The sequence below is a fragment of the Alphaproteobacteria bacterium genome, from assembly GCA_041396705.1.
Classification (GTDB): domain Bacteria; phylum Pseudomonadota; class Alphaproteobacteria; order CALKHQ01; family CALKHQ01; genus CALKHQ01.
This window is the reverse complement of the sequence record JAWKYB010000023.1, coordinates 48,810-63,738: the sequence shown is the minus strand read 5'-3', so window position 1 is coordinate 63,738 and position 14,929 is coordinate 48,810. Positions and strand designations below refer to the sequence as shown.

15 protein-coding genes are annotated in these 14,929 nt (G+C 72.0%); 8 read left to right on the top strand and 7 right to left on the bottom strand.

Features of this window, described 5'->3' with window-relative positions; translation table 11 throughout:
• From R3F55_24390 to R3F55_24375, 4 genes are all read right to left on the bottom strand, one after another.
• On the bottom strand, window positions 1–851 hold an 851-nt coding region (locus R3F55_24390; protein MEZ5670515.1), incomplete at its 3' end, for a carbohydrate ABC transporter permease.
• A complete protein-coding gene (locus R3F55_24385) occupies window positions 848–1,723 on the bottom strand; it encodes a sugar ABC transporter permease (protein MEZ5670514.1) in 876 nt (291 codons plus the stop codon). The genes R3F55_24385 and R3F55_24390, both read right to left, overlap by 4 nt.
• Before the next feature lie 43 nt (window positions 1,724–1,766).
• Window positions 1,767–3,020: a sugar ABC transporter substrate-binding protein gene (locus R3F55_24380; GenBank protein ID MEZ5670513.1), complete on the bottom strand. Its 1,254-nt coding sequence runs from the start codon at window positions 3,018–3,020 to the stop codon at window positions 1,767–1,769.
• Between the two features lie 205 nt (window positions 3,021–3,225).
• Window positions 3,226–4,644 (bottom strand): hypothetical protein, encoded by a 1,419-nt coding sequence (locus tag R3F55_24375; protein ID MEZ5670512.1) that lies wholly within the window; start codon window positions 4,642–4,644, stop codon window positions 3,226–3,228.
• A gap of 195 nt (window positions 4,645–4,839) precedes the next feature.
• Between R3F55_24375 and R3F55_24370 the strand changes: the two genes are divergently transcribed.
• The 4 genes from R3F55_24370 to R3F55_24355 all read left to right on the top strand — a co-directional run bounded on the left by R3F55_24370 (window position 4,840) and on the right by R3F55_24355 (window position 8,116).
• On the top strand, window positions 4,840–5,826 hold the full coding sequence (locus tag R3F55_24370) for a methyltransferase domain-containing protein (protein ID MEZ5670511.1): 987 nt from the start codon (window positions 4,840–4,842) through the stop codon (window positions 5,824–5,826).
• 83 nt (window positions 5,827–5,909) lie between these two features.
• On the top strand, window positions 5,910–6,353 hold the full coding sequence (locus R3F55_24365; protein ID MEZ5670510.1) for an SRPBCC family protein: 444 nt from the start codon (window positions 5,910–5,912) through the stop codon (window positions 6,351–6,353).
• Window positions 6,354–6,422: 69 nt separating this feature from the next.
• Window positions 6,423–7,430 carry a hypothetical protein gene (locus R3F55_24360; GenBank protein ID MEZ5670509.1) on the top strand — a complete coding sequence of 336 codons (1,008 nt, stop codon included), beginning with the start codon at window positions 6,423–6,425 and terminating at the stop codon, window positions 7,428–7,430.
• A 68-nt stretch (window positions 7,431–7,498) separates the two neighbouring features.
• Window positions 7,499–8,116 carry a hypothetical protein gene (locus tag R3F55_24355; GenBank protein MEZ5670508.1) on the top strand — a complete coding sequence of 206 codons (618 nt, stop codon included), beginning with the start codon at window positions 7,499–7,501 and terminating at the stop codon, window positions 8,114–8,116.
• Here the strand turns inward: R3F55_24355 and R3F55_24350 are convergent.
• Complete coding sequence (locus tag R3F55_24350; GenBank protein MEZ5670507.1) at window positions 8,071–9,747, bottom strand: MFS transporter; 1,677 nt, start codon at window positions 9,745–9,747, stop codon at window positions 8,071–8,073. The genes R3F55_24355 and R3F55_24350 overlap by 46 nt on opposite strands.
• Before the next feature lie 83 nt (window positions 9,748–9,830).
• On the opposite strand from R3F55_24350, the gene R3F55_24345 reads away from it, so the two are divergent.
• Window positions 9,831–10,682, top strand: coding sequence for a helix-hairpin-helix domain-containing protein (locus tag R3F55_24345; protein MEZ5670506.1), 852 nt, complete (start codon window positions 9,831–9,833; stop codon window positions 10,680–10,682).
• Window positions 10,683–10,709: 27 nt separating this feature from the next.
• Here R3F55_24345 and R3F55_24340 read toward each other — a convergent pair whose 3' ends face one another.
• Together R3F55_24340 and R3F55_24335 are read right to left on the bottom strand one after the other, a co-directional pair.
• The gene (locus tag R3F55_24340; GenBank protein ID MEZ5670505.1) at window positions 10,710–11,246 is read right to left on the bottom strand and encodes a hypothetical protein; all 537 of its coding nucleotides are present in this window, start codon (window positions 11,244–11,246) and stop codon (window positions 10,710–10,712) included.
• An 89-nt stretch (window positions 11,247–11,335) separates the two neighbouring features.
• Window positions 11,336–11,761 (bottom strand): SRPBCC family protein, encoded by a 426-nt coding sequence (locus R3F55_24335; GenBank protein ID MEZ5670504.1) that lies wholly within the window; start codon window positions 11,759–11,761, stop codon window positions 11,336–11,338.
• Here R3F55_24335 and R3F55_24330 point away from each other — a divergent pair.
• The 3 genes from R3F55_24330 to R3F55_24320 all read left to right on the top strand — a co-directional run bounded on the left by R3F55_24330 (window position 11,742) and on the right by R3F55_24320 (window position 14,908).
• Window positions 11,742–12,062 carry a PLD nuclease N-terminal domain-containing protein gene (locus R3F55_24330; GenBank protein ID MEZ5670503.1) on the top strand — a complete coding sequence of 107 codons (321 nt, stop codon included), beginning with the start codon at window positions 11,742–11,744 and terminating at the stop codon, window positions 12,060–12,062. The genes R3F55_24335 and R3F55_24330 overlap by 20 nt on opposite strands.
• 109 nt (window positions 12,063–12,171) lie before the next feature.
• Window positions 12,172–13,329 carry a PQQ-dependent sugar dehydrogenase gene (locus tag R3F55_24325; GenBank protein ID MEZ5670502.1) on the top strand — a complete coding sequence of 386 codons (1,158 nt, stop codon included), beginning with the start codon at window positions 12,172–12,174 and terminating at the stop codon, window positions 13,327–13,329.
• 292 nt (window positions 13,330–13,621) lie between these two features.
• Entirely contained in the window at window positions 13,622–14,908 is a 1,287-nt protein-coding gene (locus R3F55_24320; GenBank protein ID MEZ5670501.1) for a DUF3500 domain-containing protein, read from the top strand.
• The last annotated feature ends 21 nt before the right edge of the window (window positions 14,909–14,929 follow it).

The window sequence follows — 14,929 nt, the reverse complement described above, 5'->3', positions numbered from 1 at the left end:
GAGATGTAGTATTTCTGCAGCAGGACATAGACCAGCGCGCAGGGCAGGATCGAGATGATGACGCCGGCCTGCAGCGCGCCCCAGTTGATCGTGCCGAAGTCGCCGGTGGCCACCCCGGTCAGCATGATCGGCACGGTGAACGATCCCTCGTCGCTCATGAAGATCAGCGCGGCGATGAACTCGTTCCAGCTCATGATGAACGCGAACAGCGCCACGGTGACGATGCCCGGAAGCACCAGCGGCACGAAGATCCTGCGCAGGATCTGCAGCGAGCTGCAGCCGTCGACCACCGCCGCCTCCTCCAGCTCGCGCGGGATCGCCTCGAAGCTGTTGCGCATCAGGTAGATGCTGAACGGCAGCTGCAGGATCGTGTGCACGATCGCCAGCCCGACATAGGTGCCGGCCAGCTTCAGCGACGAGAACATCAGGTACAGCGGCACCAGCAGCGCCTGATAGGGGATCATCATGCTGGCCAGCATCAGCAGGAACAGCGCCTCCTTGAACGGCACGTCGAACCGGGCCAGGCCGTAGCCCGCCGGGATCGCCAGCGCGAGGCAGAACAGGATGGTCAGGCCGGCGACGATCAGGCTGTTGAGCACGTAGTTGGCCAGCCCGGCCTGATAGGTGAACACCGACAGGTAGTTCTCGACGCTGAGCTCGCGCGGCCAGTAGTGTGGCGGCGCGACCGCCGCCTCCGGCGCCGGCTTGATCGAGGCGAGCAGGCTCGTCACCAGCGGCCACAGCATGACGGCAACGGTAGCGATGCAGATCGCGCCGATCAGATAGCGGGCGGCGCCGCCGCCGCGCCGCTGCGCGCCGATGCGGGTCGCGGTCTCGGCCACGACGCTCACGTCCGCACGCTCCGCCGCGCCAGCCACAGCTGCACGGCGGTTCCGGCCATGATGATCAGCATCAGGATGACCGAAAGCGCGCTGCCGTAGCCCAGGTCGAACCGCACGAACGAGGTCTGGTAGATCCAGTAGACCGAGGTGAAGGTCTGGCCGCGCGGCCCGCCGCCGGTCATCAGGTAGAACTGGTCGAAGGCCAGCATCGAGCCGATCGCCGAGATCAGCGTCGCCAGCAGGATCGAGCGCAGCGCCAGCGGCACGATGATCCGCCGCACCCGCTGCCAGTAGCCGGCGCCGTCGATCATCGACGCCTCCAGCAGATCCTGGCCGACGGTCTGGATGCCGGCGACCATCAGGATCATGCCGAAGCCGACCACCTTCCAGACGACGGAGATGATCACCGCGAACAGGCCGAGGTCGGCCTGGCGGAACCAGACCAGCGGCTCGTCGAGCAGCCCGAGGTCGACCAGCAGCGCGTTGAACAGCCCGACCTGCTGGTCGAACAGCCAGAACCACAGCAGGCTGGACGAGGCCAGCCCGATCACCACCGGCAGGAACACGACGCCGCGGGCGAAGCGCACCAGCGGCCGGTTCACGCTGGTCAGCAGCGCCAGCGCGAAGCCGAGGCCCATCAGGATCGGCGTGATGATCGCGGTGTACTTGACCGTGAACCAGAATGCCCGCCAGAACGACCGGTCCTCGAGTGCCTTCTGGTAGTTGTCGAAGCCGACGATCTCGCCCTCGCCGAGCAGGGATTCGCTGGTCAGCGACGCCCAGATCAGCTGGCCGACCGGATAGACCACGAACACCGCCACGAACAGCAGCGCGGGCGCGACATAGGCCAGGCCGACATAGCGCCTTCGGTTGAGGATCATCGGATGCAGCGGCCCGCGCGGTCCGCAAGCCCGGGCTGCGTGCCTATTCGCTGGCGATCTCCAGCATGGCCGCGCGGGCCTCCTCGATCGCGCCGTCGATGTCGCCGTCGAAGATGCCCTGCTGCAGCATGGTGATCCACGGGCTGGAGTCGGAGTTCACCATGTCGGCGAAGTGGAACACCCAGGGCACGTAGCCCGCCGCCAGCGCCTGCGCCGTCACCTGCACCTTCGGCTGGTTGGCGAAGTAGCTGTTGTCGGCCAGATCGGTGCGGGTGGTCAGGATCGAATTCTTGGCCAGCCCCTCGAGCTGGGCCTCGTCGGTCAGCACCCAGGTCAGGAATTCGCGCGCGATCGCCTCGTTGGGGCCGCCGATCGGGATCGCCACCACGTCGCCGCCGACGAAGCCCGAGACCTGGCCCGGCTCCAGGCCCGGCAGCAGCGTCAGGCCATAGTTGAAGTCCGGGAACTCGCGCTCCATCAGCGAGATCAGGAAGCCGCCGGTACCGGCGATGCCGACGTTGCCGGCGGTGAAGGCGGAGACGAAGTTGGCGCCGGTGTCGACCTCCGCGCTCTCCGGGATCAGGCCCGCGTCCCACATCTCCTTGAAGACGCGCATCACCTCCGGGATCGCATCGCCCTCCAGCGCGCTGTCGTCGCCGCTGCGCGGCAGGATCTTGGCGCCGCCCGCCACCATCAGCGGCGAGGTGACGAAGATGTTGCAGCCCGGGCAGGAGCCGGCGAAGTAGAAGCCGTAGGTGTCGTCGCCCAGCGCCCCGATCCTCGTTGCCATCTCCTGGATCTCGTAGATCGACCGCGGCCCCTGTTCGGGGTCGAGACCGGCCAGCGCGAACAGGTCCTTGTTCCAGGCCAGCACCGAGACGTCCGGCGTGAAGCCGACCCCGTAGATGCGGTCCTCGTAGCGGGCGATGTCCTTGTACGCCGCCACATGGGTGGCGTAGTTCGGATCTGCCTCCAGCTGCTCGGTCACGTCGACCAGGAAACCGGCGCGCATGAAATCGGGCATGTAGATCAGGTCGAACGAGACCAGGTCCGGCGCATCGCCGGCGCGCACGCCGGTGGCCAGCTTGGTCACCATCTGGTTGTCGGGAATCGCCGTCAGCACGATCTTGTCGTCGTGGTTGGCGTTCCACAGGTCGACCATCAGCTGGCCCGGGTCCGCCGCGCTTTCGCGGACCCACATCGAAAGTTCGACTGCCACGACCGACTGGCCGGTGGCGGCGAGGATGCCGGTGGCGGCAAGCAGGACGGCCGCACCACGCATCTGCTTCAGTTTCATTGTTTCCTCCCATTGGCTCGCCGAAGCGCGCTTGCCGGCGCCCGGCGCAGGTCGGAAAAGCTTTTCCCGCACGGCCCGTAAGAAAGCCGCCGCAGCGGCCTCCGATCGAAGGAAAAGCTTTTCCGAACTCGATTAAGACCGAAAACCGACCCCGGAGCAAGGCGTCAAATCAGGCTGGCGATCCGCTGCGGGCCGGGCGGCGGCTTCACTCGTCCGCCAGTTCCGCCACTCGGGCGCCGCGCCAGATTTCGTGGAAGTCGTAGGTGATCTCAGGCTCCTGGAACGCCTGGTACAGGCAACGTGCCTGCACCGAGACGTCGTAGCCGACCAGCGCGCGGCCGTCGGGTGCCACCGCCAGGTCCGGCATCAGCCCGTGCCACAGCTCGCCGTCGCAGGTGAACGGCAGCGCGGTCGGACGGTCGGCGGCGATGTCGGCCTCGGCCTCCAGGAAGCGGCTGGTCCAGGCCGGGCTGTCGCCCACGCAGCCGGCGTCGCAGGCGGCGACCACCGGCAGGGCGTCCGGCGACAGCAGCGCGATCCGCGGCCGGCCGGCGCGGTCCAGCGCCAGCGCCGGGCCCTCGCCGAAGCCGTCCGTCAGCACCACGGTGCCGGCCCAGCCGCGGTCGGTCGTGCAGTCGGCGTCGCACCAGAAGTAGAGCAGCGAATCCGCCAGGTCGGCCTGCTCCGGCGCACCGGCGACGAACACCGCCGCCCGCGGCCGTCCCTGCGGGTCGACCGCGATGTCCCAGGTCGGGCTGGGATAGCTGCCGCTGCCCGGGTTGACCAGGTCGACCCGCCGCCAGTTGGCCCGGTCGGCGCAGCCGGCCTGGCAGCCGTAGTAGTAGAGGTCGTTGGGGATCGCGGTGCCGTCCGGCTCGAAGCCGTAGACCCAGGCCAGCATGTGCGCGGCGCCGTCCGGGCCGACCGCCAGCGCCGGCCGGGTGAACTGCTCGGTGCGGTATTCCAGGTGGTTGGCGAGGTCGGTCTCGCTCCAACCGGCCGGGTCGGTGCAGCCGCCCTCGCAGCTCATGTAGAACACGCCGTAGTGGTCGGGCTCGCTGAAATAGTCGGAGTCGGGATAGACGAAGCGCGGGTTGCCGGCCGGGTCGAGCGCGAAGCTGTGGGTGGGCAGCAGGCGCTCGAAGAAGTCGCCCATGCCGCTTTCGTGGCTGCCGGCCACCCGGGTCAGGGTCCAGTCGCCGGGCCGGCTGCAGTCGCGGCGCGCCGCCAGGAAGCCGCCGGGGTCGCAGGCGCCGTAAAGGAAGTCGCGCCCGCCGAGCCCGTCGGCTGCCTCGGCGACGACCAGCAGGCGCGGCGCGCCCCGCGCGGCGACCGCGATCTCGACCCGGATCGCGCCCGGCACCGGCAACGCCGTGCGCATCCAGGCGCCGTCTTCGCCGCAGCCGGCGGCGCAGGTGGCATAGACAACGTTGTCGTCATAACTCACCGCCGCCATGTGCGCGGTGCCGTCGGCGCCGACGGCGATGCTGGCAGACGCGGTCGCGCCGTCCTGCACCAGGAACTGCGCCGGTACGGGCGGCAGCACGTCGTCCGCCCGCGCGGCGGCGAGCGGGATCAGCAACGCCAGCGGCGCAAGCCGCAGCGAACTGCGTATCGATCGCATGAGGGCCATCGCCAAAGCCTCGACTCCGGGGACCGCACCACAGTGCCCCACGCCGGGCCGGCGGTCATCCGCGACGTGCGGCGCTGCGATGCCCCTTGCGTCCGCGCCCGCGCGGCCCTAAGTGCTGCGCGCCGGGCCGGTGCGTGCCCGGACGGCGGCAGCGGCCGGATGCGCTGTGCTCTTGCGTGAGACATCATGACATCCGGCAACCTGCTTGCCGACCGGCGGCTGGATTTCGCGCGCGACCTGGCCGCGCGCGGCGACGTCGACGCGGCCGTCGACCTCGCCCGCCAGGCGCTGGAGCTGGCCCCGGACTGGGTCGGCGCCTGGTTCCTGCTCGGCGAATGGTGCGACCGTGCCGGCCGCCGCGACGAGGCGGTGGCCGCCTACGGCCGCTGCCTGGCGCTGGATCCGGCCGACCGAGCCGGCGCCGTCGTGCGGCTGGCGCTGCTCGGCGCGGTGGCGGCGCCGCCGGTGCTGCCGCCGGCCTATGTCGCCGGGGTGTTCGACGACTGCGCCGAGGCGTTCGACCGGACGCTGGTCGAGCGGCTCGAATATGCGGTGCCGGGCGAGCTGCACGACCTGGTCGCCGCCGTCGCGGGCGCCGGTGCCGCCTATGCGCGCGTGCTCGACCTCGGCTGCGGCACCGGGCTCGCCGGCGAGCGCTTCCGGCTTGCCGCCGCCTGGCTGGAGGGCGTCGACCTGTCGGAGGGCATGCTCGCGGTCGCCCGCCGCAAGTCGCTCTACGACACGCTCGTCGCCGGCGACCTGCTCGCCTTCCTCGGCGCGACGGCGGCCCGCTACGACCTGATCCTCGCCGCCGACGTGCTGATCTACCTCGGCGATCTCGCTGCCGCGGCCCGCGCGGTGGCGGCGGCGCTGGTGCCGGGCGGGCGTTTCGCCTTCTCGGTCGAATCGATGGCGGGCGACGGCTTCTGCCTGACCGCCGGCCATCGCTTCGCCTATGGCGAGGGCTATCTGCGCCGGGTGCTGGAGGCCGCAGGGCTGGCGGTCGAGGCGATCCGGCCGACGACCTGCCGGCTCGAGGGCGGCCGTCCCGTCGCCGGGCTGCTGGCGGTGTCGCGCCGTCCCGCCGCACCGGCCGACGGGCTCGTCCCGACGCCGCCAGCCGCCGGCGACGACGCCGAAATGCCGTCCGCGCCGAATCCGCCCTTGCACTGAGCCGCTGCGCCGCCGGATATGAACCGGCGCGCGGCACGCCGCGCCCACCGCACCGACAAGCCGCACAAAGGGGGGAAGCTCCGATGGCGAAAGTCTACGTCAGCGACGTGATCGACCAGCCGATCGAGAAGGTCTGGGCGGTCGCCCGCGATTTCAACGGCCACCACGCCTGGCATCCCCTGATCGCCGACAGCCACGTCGAGGACGGCCAGCCCGCCGACCGGGTCGGCTGCGTGCGCAACTTCCACCTGGCCAACGGCGCGCACCTGCGCGAGATGCTGCTGTCGTTCAGCGACCTCGACCACTGCTTCACCTACAACATCCTGGAATCGCCGCTGCCGCTGGCGAATTACGTCGCCACCTTCCGCTGCACGCCGGTAACCGAGGGCGACCGTACCTTCGTCGAGTGGTCGGCCGAATTCGACGCCGCTCCCGACGACGTGCCGGCGCTGAAGCAGCAGGTCGGCCGCAACACCTTCGCGGACGGCATCCTGGCGCTGGCCAAGGCGGTGGTCGCGGCGGGCTGACGGCCGCGGCAAGCGTCCGGCTCCATCCTGACCGTCGCCGTCGACATCGCGCTGGCCGCGGCATTCGCCGTGACCTGGCTGCTGGCTGCCGTCATCGGCTCGAACCGGCAGCTGTCCGGCCCGGACAAGGCCGGCGCCGCCATCGTCTATTTCATGCTGACGCCGCTGCGCTGGCTGCCGCTGGGCTTCGGCCTGCTGGCGGCGACCGGCGCCGGTGCCTTCGCCTGGATCGGCGGCACGAGCGGGTTGCAGTACGCGGCCGTGGTGCTGGTGCATGCCGGCTTCGGCGCGGGCTCGGTCGTGGTGCTGGCCGCGCTCGCCGGCGCGCGCGACCTGCCGGCCGCGCCGAGGGCCGCGATGGTCGTGCTGCCCTTCGTCGTGCCGCTGGCCGAGATCGCCTATGTCGCATGGGCGATGAACCCCGGCATCGCCGCGGCGATCGGCGCCGGCGCGATGATCGCGCTGCTGCTGGCCGCGCTGGCGCTGGGGGCGGCCACCGGCCTGGCGGCTTGGGCGGCGGTGCGCAACGGCCGTCGCCGCACCCGGGTCGCGGCTGCCGACCGGCCGTCGGCCCCGGCGCCGGATCACGAATCGATCCGGCTCGCCGCGCTCGGCGAGCTGGCGGTCGACGCACCGCTGGAGGCGTGGCTGCCCTTCGCCGACGAGGAAGAGCCGATACACGTGCGCGCCTGGGCGCGGGCGGAGATCGGCCAGCGCGCGGCGCTGGCCGACGAGCTGGCCGCGACGCTGGCCGGCGCCGAATGGGCCCGCGCGCTCGACTTCGTCCAGCGCAGCCTGGACTCCGCGCCCGCCGGCCTGGCGGCACCGGTGCGCGACGCGCTGCTGCGCCGGGCCGAGGCGGTGCGCGCCCGGGTCGCCGCCTTCGAGACGCCGTTCCCGCGGCAGTACGAGGCCGAGCTCGGCCAGGCGGTCGACCTGGCCGAGCGGTTCGCGGCCGCGGCGGATTTCCGTCCGCCGCTCCGCGCGCTGCGTGACATCGTCGCCGGCGTGACCGACCGGACGCTGGCGCCGCTCGGCCGCGCCCGGCTCGACGACTGGTTGAACCGAAACCCGTGATGGCGCGACAGAGGGCGGCGGCCGCACGGGCCGCGATCCCGGACCACGTCCCTGGACAGGCAACCGCCATGAACACCGCAGGCAGCGCCGCCTATTCCCGCTTTCTCGACAGCATGGCGATCGGCTACGACGAATGGCACGACGGCACGCCCTACGACCTCGACGCGCTCGACGCGCTGACGCCCGACGAGCGCGTCCGTATCGAGGCGCGGCTGGTCGGCCGCGCCGGCCGCGACTGGCGCGACGTCGAGGCGCTGGTCAGGCTGGGCACGCCGGGCGCCGTCGCCGCGGTGCGCGCGGTGGCCGCCGGCGGCGACCCGGCGATGGCGCTGCACGCCGCCGCCGCGCTGCACGCGGCCGGGCTGATGCCCGACATCGAGACCCAGATCGTCGCCGCGCTGAACCAGCCGGACGAAGACATGAGCCTGAGCCTGCCGCTGCGGCTGGCGGCCGAATGCCCGACCGCCGGGGTGATCGCCGCGCTGCAGCGGGGCGCCCGCACCGCGCGGGATGGCAGGGGCGTGCACTTCGCGGCCCTGCTGTATTTCATCCGCGGCCGGACGGCGGAGGAGTTCGACTGGGACCGCCGGCCGATGTTCCTGCGCTTCGGCCCGGACGACCCGGCCGACCGCGCGGCCGCCTATGCCGAGATGTGCGCCGAGCTGGGCCTCGACCCCGCCGGCTGACCCCGACCGCACCGCCTGCACTCGCCCGGCCGTCCGAACGGCCGGGTCAACCGGAGATGGACACAATGGCAGCCGAGAAGACGCTGATCGACAGGATCGAGTTGCGCGACCTGGAGGACAACTCGACGCTGACGGTCGAGGTGATGCACCATCCCGAGATGGGCAACCGGGGCGTGCCCGGCCTGCAGCTGTTCTACATGGGCCGCTTCGTCAACTACGAGCCGCTGGCGGTCGAGCGCTGGGCCTACCAGGCGCGCAAGGCCGGCATCGACGTGCTGCCGCTCGAGAGCGAATCCTGGGCGGTGCACGCGGACCAGTTCGTCAAGGCCTCGCTGGTCGTCGGCCCGCCGCTGAAGGCCCGCGTCGAGGTCAAGGTGCGCAGCAAGGCGGCCGCGGTGGTTCGCGAGTACGACCTGCCGTTCGCCCTGGAAGACTGACCGGCGCCGCGTCAGCCGGGCCGCCGCGGCGCCGCGCGCGGCGGGGCGGGCAGCGCCAGGGCGACGCCGCCGGAAACGGCGGCTGCCACCGCGGCGATGGCGCACGGCACCGCATAGCTGCCGTCGCGGTCGTAGAGCGCGCCGGCGAGCCACGGCCCGGCAAGGCCGGCGATGCCCCATGCGGTGAACGCGACCATAGGCCCGGGCCATCCGCTCGATCCCGAGCAGGGCATGGACCAGCGCCGGGTACAGCGCGATGACCGCGCCGTAGGACAGGCCGACCGCGGCCAGCGCTGCGATGGCGCCGCCGGGCCCCGCGGCCAGGGCGAGGGCCGCCAGCGCGACCGCGGCGACCAGCGCGGCCAGCAGCAGCAGGCCGCGCGGGTCCCGGCGCTCGGCCACCGCGCCGGCGGCGAGCCCGCCCGCGGCGTTGGCGAGCGCGATCAGCGACACCGCCATCGTCGCCTGCTGCGGGCTGCCGCCGGCGGCCTCGACCAGCGCGGCGGCGTGGCCGATGGCCATCAGGCCGGCGAAGCAGGCGGTGGCGTAGCCGAGCCACATCAGCGCGATCGGCCGCACCGGCAGCGGCGGCCGCGCGGCCCGGTCAGGTGCGGCGGCGGCGACTGTCAGCCCGGACAGGCGCACCGCCACCGCGGCGGCGGCGCTGGCGGCGAGCATCAGCGCCGCCATCGCGCCGAGCGCGGTGCCGGGTCCGTCCAGCGCGATCAGCATGGCGAACAGCCGCGCCAACACCATCGCGCCGAGCGCATAGACGGCGGTGACCAGGCCCATCAGCGTGGCCGCCCGTGCCGGGAAGCTCCGCGCCGCCAGTTGCAGCGCCAGCGCATAGCCCATGCCGTTGGCGAAGCCGAACACCACGCCATAGCCGACATACAGCGCGGCCATGCCCTCGAACAGCAGCGGCAGCGCAAGGCCCAGCGCGCTGTCCAGGCCGATCAGCAGCGCCAGCGTCGGCGCCGGCAGGGCCTGGAACACGCGGCCGGCGCACAGTACCGCGGCGGTCAGGGCCAGCAGGGCGACGGAATAGACCAGCGCGACGTCGGCGCGGGCGGCGCCATAGGCGGCCTCCAACGGCTCGATGAAGACGCTGAACGCATGGATCGAGCCGAGCGTGGCGGTCAGCAGGACGGCCGCGGCGAGGGCGGCGAGCGGACGGGGCGGGGCTGCGGCCATGGCGCGAGCCTAGAACGCGCCGCGCGCCACGGCCAGCGCATGGCATCGACAGCCGCCGCGGCGCTGCGGCATGATGGGCGATCATGGCCAACCGGGCGACCAACCAGGCGATCGCGGTGCATCTGCGCGAGGCGGCCGACCTGCTGGCCGCCCAGCAGGCCAACCCGTTCCGCGTGCGCGCCTACCGCAACGCCGCCGCCTCCGTCGACCGGGTGGAGCGCGACGTCGGCGACGTGCTCGCGGAAGGCGGCGTCGAGGGCCTGGTCGCGCTGCCGGGTATCGGCGAGGCGCTGGCCGCCGCGATCGCCGAGATGGCGCGCACCGGACGCTGGGCGCAGCTGGAGCGGCTGCGCGGCACGGTCGACCCGGAGGCGCTGTTCCGCGCCGTGCCGGGGATCGGGCCCGAGCTGGCGCGGCGCATCCACGATGCGCTCGACGTCGACAGCCTGGAGGACCTGGAGACGGCGGCCCACGACGGCCGGCTGGAAGGCGTGCCCGGCGTCGGCGCCCGCCGTGCCGCCGGCATCCGCGCCGCGCTCGCCCAGATGCTGCAGCGGGGGCGCGCCCGGCCACGTGCGGCGCCGGCCGACGAGCCCGGCGTGGCCGACATCCTCGCCGTCGATGCCGAATACCGCGACAGGGCGGCGGCTGGCAGCCTGGAGAGGATCGCCCCGCGCCGGTTCAACCCGGCTGGCGAGGCCTGGCTGCCGATCCTGCATGCGGAACGCGGCGACTGGCGCTTCACCGCGCTCTTTTCCAACACCGCCCAGGCCCACCGCCTGGACCGGGTCCGCGACTGGGTGGTGATCTACTATCACCGCGACGACCGGCCCGAGGGGCAGTGCACGGTGGTGACCGAGACCCGCGGCACGCTGACCGGGCGCCGCGTCGTGCGCGGCCGCGAGACGGAGTGCCGGAGCCACTACGCCGGCTGAACCGCCGGCCGCCGAAGAGCGGGCAACTCAGCGCACCTGCGCGACCCTCGGTTCGGCGGCGGCGGCGCGCTGGCCGGCCTCGACGATGGCGATGCGCCGCGCTGCCGCCAGTTCGGTGCGCCGCACGGCGTCGCGGTGGCGTTCGTTGCACTGGGCCAGGATCGGCGCCGCCAGCTCGGCCAGCGCCGCGTGGCGCAGGCGCGCCGCCCAGCGCTCGGCCTCGGCCAGCCGCTCGGCCGCCCGCGCGGCGCCGGCACCAGCGGCGACGATCGGCCGGGCCAGGAACGCCTTGGCTTCGTCGTGCAGCCGGGTCAACTCGGCCAGCCGGGCGCGCGACAGTGCGTGCGGCGGGTCGGGTTGCCGCTGCACCGCGACGATGCCGGCCAGCGCCTCGGCCTGCGCGGCGATGGCCTCGCGCAGCGCCGCGGCGTCCGGCGCCGTTTCGGCCCGCGCAGGTGCCGTGGCGTGCGCATTGGCGGCGCGCCGATGCCGCAGTGCCAGCATGACCACCGCGGCGACGGCGATCGCGGCGGCGCCCGTCAGTCCGATGGTCAATCCTGCCATGGCCGCACGGCCTCCCCGGTTGAACGCGGAAGCCAGCCTGGGCCGCAAGGGCGAAGATTTGGTGAAGCGCCCGCCCTCGGCGCACCGGCTCAGACGCCGAGGATCGTGCGCACGTTGGCGATGCCGTCGCGATAGGTCCGCTCGATCATCGTCGCCACCTCGTTCTCGTCGCCGTCTGCGGTCACCGTGAAGCTGCTGGACCAGTGCAAGAGGCTGGCGGCGTCGCCGTCGGGCGCCACCGTCATCGTCGCGTTGTAGGCGGCGATCGGCAGGTCGGTGCCGACCACGGTGTAGGTATAGCTGCGCGCCGCATCGTCGTGGGCGTCCAGCCGCTCGCGGGCGAAAACGTCGGCGCCGACGAAGCCCAGCGTGCGCACCGCGCCGATGCCGTGGCCCTCCACCGTGCAGGCCGCGATCGCCGGCAGCCAGCGGACCAGCCCGCCGAAATCGCCGATCACGCCCCAGACCCTGTCCGCCGACGCCGCGATGCGCTCGGTGACCGATACCCCTGCCATCGTCCGCTTCCTCCCCGTGGGCGCCGCCGATGCGCGCATGGAACCGGCGACGGTCCCTGTCGTTGTTGCCCCGCAGCGCAAGAAATCGCACGAAACGACGGGAGACGCAGCCATGTTCGAAGGTCTTGCCGCGCTGGTGGTGCTGATCCTCGACATCTATGCGATCGCAAAGGTGATCGGCAGCGGCGCATCGACCCGCGAAAAAACGCTGTGGGTGATCGCCATCTTCATCCTGCCGGTGCTGGGCTACATCGCCTGGCTGCTGTTCGGACCGTCGGGCCTGCGCTACCGACGCGCCTAGCCGGGCGGCGGGCTGCGGCGGCGCGGAGCGCACTGGACATCGCGTCCGATTTCGCTAGGTCCCTGCCATGGGGGCGATCCTGCCCCGCCGAGCCAGGGAGCCTGCCGCCATGACTCCGTCCGTGCAACGTGTCGCGGCGCTGAGCGCGTCGCTGTGTCTGATCGGCTGTGTCACGCCGGCGGGCGCCATCGACCGGGTCGTCGACAGCAGCCACGGGCCGATGCGGGTCGAGACCGTCGTCGCCGGCCTGGATCACCCCTGGGCGCTGGCGTTCCTGCCCGACGGCGCGCTGCTGGTGACCGAGCGGCCGGGCCGCCTGCGGCTGCTCGCGCCCGGCGCTGCGCTGTCCGACCCGCTCGCCGGGGTGCCGCCTGTGTTCGCCGAGGACCAGGGCGGCCTGCTCGACGTGGCGATCGATCCGGATTTCGCGGCCAACCGGCTGGTCTATCTCAGCTTCGCGGAGCCCGGCCCGGACGGGACCAACGGCACCGCCGTCGCCCGCGGCCGGCTCAGCGAAGACGGCACCGCGCTGGAGGGCACGACGGTGATCTTCGCGCAGCGGCCGAAGGTCGACAGCAGCAAGCACTTCGGCTCGCGGCTGGTGTTCGACGGCGCCGGCCACCTCTACGTCACCCTCGGCGAGCGCTCCGACGAGGCGTTCCGCGACCAGGCGCAGGACCTCGATTCCCATCTCGGCAAGATCGTGCGCCTGTTCCCCGACGGCAGCGTGCCGCCCGACAACCCGTTCGTCGGCGAGCCCGGCGCCCTGCCGGAGATCTGGTCCTACGGCCACCGCAACGTCCAGGCCGCGGCAATCAACCCGGCGACCGGCGTGCTGTGGGAGATCGAGCACGGTCCGCGCGGCGGCGACGAGCTCAACGTCGTCGCGCCCGGCGCCAACTACGGCTGGCCGCTGGTCTCCTACGGCATCAACTACTGGGGCACGCCGGTCGGCACCGGCGCGGCCGAGATGCCGGGCGTAACCCCGCCGATCTTCCAGTGGACGCCGGTGATCGCGCCGTCCGGCATGATGTTCTACGACGGCGATGCCTTCCCCGACTGGCAAGGCGACCTGTTCGTCGGCGGCCTGCGCTCGAGCGCGCTGGTCCGGCTGGACGTCGACGGCGGCGCGGCGCGCGAGGCGGAACGCCTGATCGACGACCTGGGCCTGCGCATCCGCGACGTGCAGCAGGGCCCCGACGGCGCGATCTGGCTGGTGACCGACGAGGACGACGGCGCGGTGCTGCGGCTGTCGCCGGGCTCGTAGCCGTCCTGGCGGCCGGGGAATGTCCTGCCGGCTCAATCCGGACGCGGTGCCGACCTCACGGCGGCCGGAACGCGGCTGATCGGTCCCGGTCGGTCGGCAGCAAGCCAATCCCGTCCGCACCGCCGGCTGTGTATCGGATTGTCGCAGGCTCCGCGCCTTGCGACGTTCCGATACCTAATCGGGTGCGGATTGGGATCGGCCTGCGACAGGCAGCGGGTATCTGCAGTCGGCGTGCAGGCCCTGCGACGAGCCGGACCTATCGCATCGGCGGCGCTGTCGTCCGGCCTGTCTGATGCCGGAGGATGGCACGCCGTGTCTGGCCGTCGTATCGCGCCGCATCGCCGCCCCAACCCACGCGCGGGAGGAACGAATGATCATGATCAGCAACCGCCGAATGACCGCGTGCGCGACCGTCTCCTGCCTGGCCCTGGCAGCCTGTCTGTCGGACGATCCCGTCCATGCACAGGGCTTCGATCCGCAGGGCATGGCGGCGGAAGCGCTGGCCCAGCCGTTCGTCGGCATCACCGTCGACGGTGTTCGATCCCCCGGCCTCTTTGCGATCGAAGCGACCGACGCGTCGACCGCACCCGTGATCGCGGCGGCGAGCGCTTTTCTCGCCTCGCTCGATGATGAACTGCGTCGGCGCGTCCGGTTCCCGGTCGACGACATGAACGTCTGGCGCAACTGGGCCAACATCCACAGCTTCCCGCGCGAGGGGATATCGCTCGATGAGATGTCGGACGTCCAGCGCGAGCGGGCCCACGCCCTGTTGCGCGCCTCGCTCAGCGCGAAGGGCTACGAGACATCCCGCGACATCATGCGGCTCAATCACCACCTCGCCGAGCTGGTCGACAACTTCGAGGACTATGGCGAGCACCTCTACTGGGTCACCGTGCTGGGCGACCCTTCGGCAACCGAACCGTGGGGTTGGCAGATCGAGGGCCACCACCTGATCGTCAACTACTTCGTGCTCGGGGACCAGGTGGTGATGACGCCCACCTTCATGGGATCCGAGCCGACGCGGGCGCACTCGGGCCTCTATGCCGGCGTCGCGATCCTGGAGGCCGAGGAGGAATTGGCACTCGCCCTGATGCAGACGCTGTCGCCGGCCCAACGCGAGCTGGCCTTGCTCGGCGCCAAGGAGGGCCGGTCCGAGAACCGCACCGAGATGTTCAAGGACAATCAGGTCATTCCGTTCGAAGGCATCCCCGCCGGCAGTCTCGACGAGGCGCAGCGCGCCATGCTCGTCGACCTGATCGAGCTCTATGTCGACAACCTCGATGAGGGCCACGCCGCCGTGAAAATGCAGGAGGTGCTGACCCATCTCGACGAGACCTGGTTCGCCTGGATCGGCGAGACAGGGGACGACGCCGTCTTCTACTATCGCATCCACAGCCCTGTGATCCTGATCGAATTCGACCACCAGGGCCCGATCGCGCTTGACGGCGATGGGCCTTCCCGCAACCACGTTCACACCGTGGTGCGGACACCGAACGGCAACGACTACGGGGCCGACCTGCTGCGCCAGCACATCGAGACGTTCGCCAACGATCCCGAACACGGCCACCACGTCGAATAGATCGACCCCATTCGGATGAAA

What these genes read in the sequence shown, in the direction of transcription:
- R3F55_24385 (MEZ5670514.1), bottom strand. Translation starts at nt 1,723, where the DNA reads ATGATCCTCAACCGAAGGCGCTATGTCGGCCTGGCCTATGTCGCGCCC.
- R3F55_24380 (MEZ5670513.1), bottom strand. Translation starts at nt 3,020, where the DNA reads ATGAAACTGAAGCAGATGCGTGGTGCGGCCGTCCTGCTTGCCGCCACC.
- R3F55_24375 (MEZ5670512.1), bottom strand. Translation starts at nt 4,644, where the DNA reads ATGCGATCGATACGCAGTTCGCTGCGGCTTGCGCCGCTGGCGTTGCTG.
- R3F55_24370 (MEZ5670511.1), top strand. Translation starts at nt 4,840, where the DNA reads ATGACATCCGGCAACCTGCTTGCCGACCGGCGGCTGGATTTCGCGCGC.
- R3F55_24365 (MEZ5670510.1), top strand. Translation starts at nt 5,910, where the DNA reads ATGGCGAAAGTCTACGTCAGCGACGTGATCGACCAGCCGATCGAGAAG.
- R3F55_24355 (MEZ5670508.1), top strand. Translation starts at nt 7,499, where the DNA reads ATGAACACCGCAGGCAGCGCCGCCTATTCCCGCTTTCTCGACAGCATG.
- R3F55_24350 (MEZ5670507.1), bottom strand. Translation starts at nt 9,747, where the DNA reads ATGGCCGCAGCCCCGCCCCGTCCGCTCGCCGCCCTCGCCGCGGCCGTC.
- R3F55_24345 (MEZ5670506.1), top strand. Translation starts at nt 9,831, where the DNA reads ATGGCCAACCGGGCGACCAACCAGGCGATCGCGGTGCATCTGCGCGAG.
- R3F55_24340 (MEZ5670505.1), bottom strand. Translation starts at nt 11,246, where the DNA reads ATGGCAGGATTGACCATCGGACTGACGGGCGCCGCCGCGATCGCCGTC.
- R3F55_24335 (MEZ5670504.1), bottom strand. Translation starts at nt 11,761, where the DNA reads ATGGCAGGGGTATCGGTCACCGAGCGCATCGCGGCGTCGGCGGACAGG.
- R3F55_24325 (MEZ5670502.1), top strand. Translation starts at nt 12,172, where the DNA reads ATGACTCCGTCCGTGCAACGTGTCGCGGCGCTGAGCGCGTCGCTGTGT.
- R3F55_24320 (MEZ5670501.1), top strand. Translation starts at nt 13,622, where the DNA reads ATGCCGGAGGATGGCACGCCGTGTCTGGCCGTCGTATCGCGCCGCATC.